Source organism: Pseudomonas sp. NBRC 111123 (assembly GCF_001320205.1).
GTDB lineage: Bacteria > Pseudomonadota > Gammaproteobacteria > Pseudomonadales > Pseudomonadaceae > Aquipseudomonas > Aquipseudomonas putida_J.
Genome location: NZ_BCAZ01000031.1, coordinates 64,887 through 72,897, shown reverse-complemented (window position 1 = coordinate 72,897; position 8,011 = coordinate 64,887). Strand labels below are relative to the sequence as shown.

Genomic DNA, 8,011 nt, shown 5'->3' with positions numbered 1-8,011 from the left:
TGAAGCGCACACCCCCGGATGCAACTCAGAAGGTACTGACGAACACCACCTGGCTATACAGGTTGCGGTTGTCATTGCCCAGCTGCGTCCCGCCTTGCTCGGCACTGCGATCCGGTTGGTACAAGCCCACCAGCGGCACGATCATCAGGTGCTCGTTGATCGTCCACTCCGCATACAGATCCACTTCATGCCCGTCGGCATTGCCCAGGCTGCGGTCGAGGGTGTCGAATTTGAAACCCATGATGCCCACGTTGAGCGACGGGGTCGGTTTCACTGTCAGCCCCACTTTCTGAATCCGCGCATTGCTGTTGAATGGCCCGGCATAGTTGCCCGCCACTTCGCCCTGGAACCAGGTGCCCAGGCCGCGGCCCAGCCCGTAGAACAAGGTGTCATAGCCTTTGGAGAAACGGCTGTAGCGGTAGCTGATGTTCGGTTGCCATGGCACGTCGGCGAAGGTCCAGCCCGCTTCCAGGTACCAGGCATCCTCGGTAGCGGTGTGCGGTTTGTCCTGCTTGGCGTACTCGCCGGAGAGGAACAGGTTTTCCACCCCGGCATTGCCCTGGCCGCGCAGGCTGTAGGTCTTCATGCCGTCACGTTCCAGCTGCTGCGGCGAGGCAAACGCCTCGTCGACGTGGGTGGTGCCGATGTAGGTCAGGCCGACCGTGCCGGCATCGGCCACGTGTTCCAGGGTGGCGACGTGCATTTCGGTCTTGGCCTGGGCGCGGTTGTCCGATTGCAGCCACATCAAGTCACTGCGCCAGCCCTGCTTGCCGCCCAGGCGCAACACGGCGGTCTTGTCGAAGCTCTTGCGCGCGGCCAGGTAGTAGGCGCCGCCGCGGTTGAACTGGCCATCGGCCAGGCCGTGGCCGACGTTCAGCGAGTCGCCCTGGATCAGGAAGCCGTCACCGACCGCGACCATCTGCTTGCCAAACGACAGGTCGATACCGTCCTCACCCAGTGCCGGCACCAGGTTGCCGGACTTCCAGCCCAGGTAGGCGTCCTCGATCTTGGTGGTGCGCTCGCTGCCGTCACTGAAGCCGGCGGCGTCGCCATCGCCCCATGTGCCGGAGCTGAGCAGGGCAAAGGCGCCGTACAGCGAGCCGCTGCCACCCAGGCGCTGGTCGCCGCTCAGGCCGTATTTGATGTAGCCCTCGCGCCACGAGGTGGAGCCTGGCTGGTCGCGGGCGATGGCATAGCTTTCTTCGCTGTGGAATGCACCGAACACGGCCTCCACGTTGGCATTGAGGTGGCGCTCGTCATCGCCGTAGAGCTCCACGGCGGACGCCTCCAGCGAGACCCCGGCCAGGACTGCGGCCAAGGTGAGACGAAACGGGCGGTGGTGCATGGTCTGGCTTCCTTTGTTATGGGTTTGGCAGAAGTTCCGAAGACATGCCAACGATCATGCAGGAAGCCCTGGCGCCTGCTTTTGTGCTGGCTGCCAGATGCCTTTGGCACCGTGCCAAGGTGACAGCAGGGCTGAAACGCCGAAGGCCCCGTTGCGGGGCCTTCGTGGAGCGGGAGGTGCTGATTGCGGCCGGTTTGCCCGGTTTGTCAGTTGGCGTGGCGCTTGCGGTACTCGCCGGGGGTCATGCCGAAGCGGGCCTTGAACGCGGTGCTGAAATAGCTCGAGTCGGAAAACCCCCAGGCATAGCCCAGCGACGAGACCTTCTGGTCCATGGCCGGATTGCGCAGGCTCTCGGCACAAAAGTCCAGGCGGCGGTTGCGGATGTACTGGGCGATGACCAGCCCGTGCTTGGCGAAGATGCGGTACAGGCTACGCATCGAGATGCCCACTTCGCGGGCGATGAACTCGGGGCTGAGGCTTTCGCAGGTGATGCTCTGGTCGATCAGCGCCAGGGCCTTGCGGAACATGCGTTCGTGGCTGCCCGGGATGGTGTCCTGGGCAATCGCTGGGCGCAGCAGGGCGATCAGCGCGTCAAGCACGGCTTGGCTTTCGTGGTTGCCCATGTGCTGGGTACGGCCGGCTTCAAGCATCATCAGCCGGGCCATGCTGGCCAAGGGCGTGTTTGCCTCGATACGCCTGGCGCAGGCCACGCCGACCCCTCGGGTGCCGCTTTGCACCTGGTTGCGCGGCAGGATCAACGACAACTGGCGCGAGCGCTGGTGGAAGTGCATGTCCAGCGGTGTGCTGGCATCGATCAGGGTGAGGTCACCGGCTTGCAGTTCGATGCACGCGTCCTGGTGCTCGATGCGCGAGGTGCCGGCCATCTGCAGCACGGCGAAGTAATTGTCCGCACTGCTGGCGCGGATTTCCCGCGGGCCACGGAACAGGTTGACCTGGGTCATGTCGACGATACTCATGGAGATCTGGCCTACCTGGCATTTTTCCAGCTGGCCGACGAAGCCAGGGTCGAGCTTGCGGCCGTTGAAATGGCCGCAGGCTTCGTTGACCTGGCTCAGCCAGGCCTGGAAGTGGTCGTCGGAAACACGGCTTGCAGGAGTCATGGATGCCTCGCAGGGTATGACGTGACGCGGATCGCTCGGGCGAACTCTTGGTCTTCGGGGTATGCATTACAATTCACTTGAATGTTCAAGCAAAAAGCAGGCCTGAAGACCGCCGCGACTGTTCTGATTGCGAGGTAACGTATTGATATAGAACGGTTAAATAGTGTGATCGGGCAGGCGGGATGGCATCGGGCTGATCAGAGGCGCCGTGCTGGCGCTTCGGAATGTAGCAATTTGAAACAGCAGTGTTTCCACCGGCCCCTCAGGTGTGCGGGACGGCCTTGGCCGCCGGAGTGCCGGCATATTGCGGCTTCAGGTGGCCTTGTTCATCGAGCAGATAGGCATCCATGACTTCGCGCACCACCGGCCCGGCAACACGGCCGCCGGCCTCGCCGTTCTCGATCATCACCGCCACCACCACGCTGGGGTGGTCAGCCGGGGCGAAGCCGACGAACAGGGCGTTGTCGCGGTGCCGTTCGAGGGTCTTGTTGCGGTTGTAGCGCTCACCTTGCTTGATCGCCACCACCTGCGCCGTGCCGCTCTTGCCGGCGATGCGGTACTGGGCGCCAGCCGCAGCGGCGCGGGCGATACCGCGCGCATCGTGCATGACCATCTGCATGCCGACGTTGACCTGGTCCCAGGCGTGCTTGTCATGCAGCACGATGTCGGGCATCGGGTTTGGGTCGACCGGGGTCTCGCCACCCACGGTCATGGCCAGGTGCGGGCGGTGCCACACACCCTTGCTGGCCAGCAGGCTGGTGGCCTGTGCCAGTTGCAGCGGGGTGACCTGCATGTAGCCCTGGCCGATGCCGAGGATCAGCGTCTCGCCCGGGAACCACGCCTGGCGACGGGTGGCGCGCTTCCACGCCTGCGAAGGCATCAGGCCGGGCGCTTCCTCGAACATGTCCAGCGAAACCTTCTGGCCCAGGCCGAACTCGGCCATGTAGTCGTGCAGGCGGTCGATGCCGAGCTTGTGCGCCAGGTCGTAGAAGTAGGTGTCGTTGGAACGCATGATGGCGGTGTACATGTCCACCCAGCCATCGCCACTGTGGTTCCAGTTGCGGTACTTGTGGTCGTAGTTGGGCAGCTCGTAGTAGCCTGGGTCGAACACCCGGCTGCCGGGGGTGATCACGCCGCTGTCGAGCCCGGCGATGGCCACTTCCGGCTTGACCGTCGAACCGGGCGCATACAGGCCGCGCAGCACGCGGTTGAACAGTGGCCGGTCGATCGAGTCGCGCAGGGCAGCGTACTGCTTGAAGCTGATGCCCTTGACGAACAGGTTGGGGTCGAAACTTGGGTTGCTGACCATTGCCAGCACGTCGCCGTTGGCGGGGTCGAGCACCACCACCGCACCGCGGCGGTCACCCAGGGCCTTTTCGGCGGCCACCTGCAGGTGCGAGTCGAGGCTGAGGATGATGTCTTTGCCGGGGATCGGGTCCTTGTGGTTGAGCACACGCATCACCCGGCCCTGGGCGTTGGTTTCCACTTCTTCATAGCCCACGTGGCCGTGCAACTGGGCCTCGTAGAAGTGCTCGATACCGGTCTTGCCGATCGATTGGGTGCCGCGGTACTCGGTGCTGTCGAGGGTCTTGGCTTCCTTTTCGTTGATGCGCCCGACATAGCCGACAGAATGGGCGAAGTGTTCGGCCAGCGGGTATTCACGAATGAACTGTGGTTCCACGTCCAGGCCGGGCAGGCGGAACTGGTTGACCGCGATCAGGGCGATCTGCTCTTCGGTCAGGCCGACCATCAGGGTTACCGGCTCGAACGGCTTGCGGCCGCGGCGCAGGTCCTTGTCGAACTGCTTGCGGTCGTCTTCGCCGAGGCTGAGGATTTCGGCCAGGCTATCGAGTACCTTGGCCGAGTCGCCGGCGCGCTCGCGGGTCATGGTCAGGTCGAAGCTGGGCTTGTTGTCGGCCAGCACCACGCCGTTGCGGTCGTAGATCAGCCCGCGCTCGGGGGCGATGGGCAGGATGTGCACGCGGTTGTTTTCCGACACCGCGCTCTGCTGGTCGTGCTGCAGCACCTGCAGCACGTAGAGCCGGCCCACGAGGACCGCGCACAGGCTGAACACCAGGGCGGCGCAGGCCAGCAGCCGGCGGTTGACCAGGTGTTTTTCCTTTTCGTGGTCCTTGAGGGGGATCGGTTGCGGCATGGGGGCTCTGTACGGTAGCGGATTCGGCAGGCGAGGGCTTCGCCCTCGTTCGCGGGCAAGCCCGCTCTCACGGGTACCGCGCCGATCTTGAGCTTGCGCAGTATCTGTGGGAGCGGGCATGCCCACGAAAGGGCCGCCCAGCGGCCCCGGGGCCGGCGATGCTACGCAACCCGGCCCCGCGCCTCAAGGCAAGCGCGACCGGGTCACCGCCCCGGATCGCGCATCCACCCCACCATCAGGGCGTTGACGGCCAACGTGAAGATTTGTTCATGTGGTTTCAGTGTGCCTGTCAGTGCGCGTGATCCACCTGTTTCCGGGCGGGGGCAGAGGCATGCCCGTGCGCCGCTTCGGCCTCGACGATCGGCACTTCCTTGCCGTCGCAGTCGAACAGCTTGCCATCGCGGAAGAAGTCGCCTTCATTGAGCCAGGCCACGTCGTGGTAACGCAGGGTGCGCTCACTGGCGGCGACGAACACCGACTGCTGGTCGGAGTTGCCGGCGCGCAGGTGGTTGAACAACAGGTTGAGCAGGATCGCCATGATCGCCGACGAGCTGATGCCGGAGTGGAAGATGGTCTCGAACCAGCTCGGGAAATGGTGGTAGAAGCCCGGTGCGGCGATCGGGATCATGCCGAAGCCGATCGAGGTGGCGACGATGATCAGGTTCATGTTGTTGCGGTAGTCCACCTGGGCCAGGGTACGGATGCCGCTGGCCGCGACGGTGCCGAACAGCACCACGCCGGCGCCGCCGAGTACGGCGGTCGGTACCGCAGCCACCAGCCGGCCCATCACCGGCAGCAGGCCGAGGGTGACCAGGATGAAGCCGGCGCTGGCCACCACATAGCGGCTCTTGACCCCGGTCACCGCCACCAGGCCGACGTTCTGCGCGAACGCGCTTTGGGTGAAGGAGCCGAACAGTGGTGCCAGGGCGCTGGAAATCATGTCGGCGCGCAGGCCGTTGCCCAGGCGCCGGGCATCGACGTCGGTGCCGATGATTTCGCCCACGGCAAGGATGTCCGCCGAGGTCTCGACCATGGTCACCACGATGACGATCAGCATCGACAGGATCGCCGCCAGCTGGAACTCGGGCGTGAAGTGCAGCACCTCCGGCAGCGCCACCGAAGGGCCGTCAAGCGCCTGGGTGAAGTCGGCCATGCCGAAGGCCATGGCCACCAGGGTACCGATGACCATCGCCAGCAGGATCGACAGGCGTGACAGGCTGGCGCTGCCCAGCTTGCTCAGCAACAGCACGCAGGCCAGGGTGAACGCGGCCAGGCTGATGTTGGCCGTGCTGCCGAAGTCGGCTGCCTGGCTGTTGCCGCCCATGGCCCAGCGTGCCGCCACCGGCATCAGGGTCAGGCCGATGGTGGTGATGACGATGCCCGTCACCAGCGGCGGGAAGAACTGGATGATGCGTGAGAACAGCGGGGTGATCAGCAGGCCGATCAGCGACGACACGATCACGGCGCCGAACACCACCTGCAAGCCATTGGTGCCGTCATTGCCGATGATCGCGACCATGGTCGCCACGCTGGCAAAGGAAACCCCCTGGACCAGCGGCAGGCGGCAGCCGAAGAACGGTACGCCAAGGGTCTGCAGCAAGGTGGCCAGGCCCCCGGCGAACAGTGAGGCGGCGATCAGCATGCCCACATCGGCCGGCGACAGGCCGGCAGCCTGGCCGATGATCAGCGGCACGGCAATCATGCCGCCATACATGGTCAGCACATGCTGCAGGCCGTAGGCGAAGTTGGCGCCAATACCGAGGTTCTCGTCTTCCGGACGAGGTGTAGCGGTAGATGTCATGGTGAGTAGCTCGCTGTTGTTTTTGTTACGCGTCTAACTGCACGGTTTCAGTCGCATTGGGTTCAAACAGGTAAAACGCAGCCGCAGCAAGGCGCGCCGCGCTTTTTCAAGCGCGGCGGCAGGGGCTGTTCAGGTCATTCGCCGCTGACGAGCTGGTAGGCCAACTGGTTGTGGCGCTCCAGTACCCGCGGCAGGTCGATGGTGGTGATACGGCCATCCTGCACCACCACCCGGCCATTGATCACGCTGGTATCGACGTGGGTCGGGGTGCAGAACACCAGGGCCGCCAAGGGGTCGTGCAGGGCACCGGCATAGGCCACGTGGCCCAGGTCGAAGGCGACGAAGTCGGCGATCATGCCCGGCGCCAGGGCGCCAATGTCGTTGCGGTTGAGCACCTTGGCGCCGCCCAAGGTGGCGATTTCCAAGGCTTCGCGGGCGGTCATCGCGTCCGGGCCGAAACCGACGCGCTGCAGCAGCAGTGCCTGGCGTACCTCGCCAATCATGCTGGCGCCGTCGTTGGAGGCCGAGCCATCCACACCAAGGCCCACCGGCACGCCGTGGTCGCGCATCTTGCGAATCGGCGCGATGCCCGAGGCCAGGCGCATGTTCGAGCAAGGGCAGTGGGCGACACCGGTGCCGGTGCGGGCAAACAGCTCGATGCCGTGCTGGTCGAGCTGCACGCAGTGGGCGTGCCACACATCGTGGCCGACCCAGCCGAGGTCTTCGGCGTATTCGGCCGGCGTCATGCCGAATTTCTCGCGGCTGTAGGCGATGTCGTTGACGTTCTCGGCCAGGTGGGTGTGCAGCGATACGCCGTAGTTGCGCGCCAGCACGGCGGCCTCGCGCATCAGGTCGCGGCTGACCGAGAACGGCGAGCAGGGCGCCACCACCACGCGCAGCATCGAACCGTGGCTGGCATCGTGGTAGTCCTCGATCAGGCGCTGCGACTCCTTGAGGATGTCGCTTTCCTTCTCTACGACCGAATCAGGCGGCAGGCCACCCTGGCTGCGGCCCACGCTCATGCTGCCGCGGGCGGCGTGGAAGCGCATGCCGATCTCGCCGGCAGCATGGATGCTGTCATCGAGCTTGCAGCCGTTGGGGTAGATGTACAGGTGGTCACTGGAGGTGGTGCAGCCAGACAGGATCAACTCGGCCATGGCTGTCTGGGTCGAAACCGAGATCATTTCCGGGGTCAGCCGCGCCCAGATCGGGTACAGGTTGGTCAGCCAGTTGAACAGCTCGCCATCCTGGGCTGCCGGCACCACGCGGGTGAGGCTCTGGTACATGTGGTGGTGGGTGTTGACCAGGCCCGGGATGACCACCTTGCCGGCCATGTCCAGGATCACGTCGGCGTGCTGCGGCAGCGTATCGCTGGGGCCGACCTGCTTGATCAGGTTGTCTTCGATATAAAGCCCGCCACCTTTGATTTCACGGCGTTCGCCGTCCATGGTGACCAGCAGTGCGGCGTTCTTGACCAGGAGGGTCTTGGGGGTATGTTGCAGGGAAGCTTGCATCGCTCATGCCTGGCGCAATACGCAGCGACGTTGGCCGATGTCGTAGGCGCACAGGCATGCATGTAAGCAAAGTTT

General features: G+C 64.6%; 5 protein-coding genes. All 5 read right to left on the bottom strand.

The window, feature by feature from the left end:
- Positions 1-25: 25 nt before the first annotated feature.
- Positions 26-1,345, bottom strand: a complete 1,320-nt coding sequence (locus tag APH27_RS16655; RefSeq protein ID WP_060485397.1) for a hypothetical protein — start codon at positions 1,343-1,345, stop codon at positions 26-28.
- A 206-nt stretch (positions 1,346-1,551) separates the two neighbouring features.
- Entirely contained in the window at positions 1,552-2,466 is a 915-nt protein-coding gene (feaR, locus tag APH27_RS16650; RefSeq protein ID WP_060485396.1) for a transcriptional regulator FeaR, read from the bottom strand.
- A gap of 262 nt (positions 2,467-2,728) precedes the next feature.
- Complete coding sequence (gene mrdA / locus APH27_RS16645) at positions 2,729-4,621, bottom strand: penicillin-binding protein 2 (RefSeq protein ID WP_027919350.1); 1,893 nt, start codon at positions 4,619-4,621, stop codon at positions 2,729-2,731.
- Between the two features lie 289 nt (positions 4,622-4,910).
- The gene (locus APH27_RS16640) at positions 4,911-6,422 is read right to left on the bottom strand and encodes a nucleobase:cation symporter-2 family protein (RefSeq protein ID WP_027919351.1); all 1,512 of its coding nucleotides are present in this window, start codon (positions 6,420-6,422) and stop codon (positions 4,911-4,913) included.
- Positions 6,423-6,556: 134 nt separating this feature from the next.
- On the bottom strand, positions 6,557-7,936 hold the full coding sequence (locus tag APH27_RS16635) for an 8-oxoguanine deaminase (protein WP_060485395.1): 1,380 nt from the start codon (positions 7,934-7,936) through the stop codon (positions 6,557-6,559).
- Positions 7,937-8,011 lie beyond the last annotated feature (75 nt).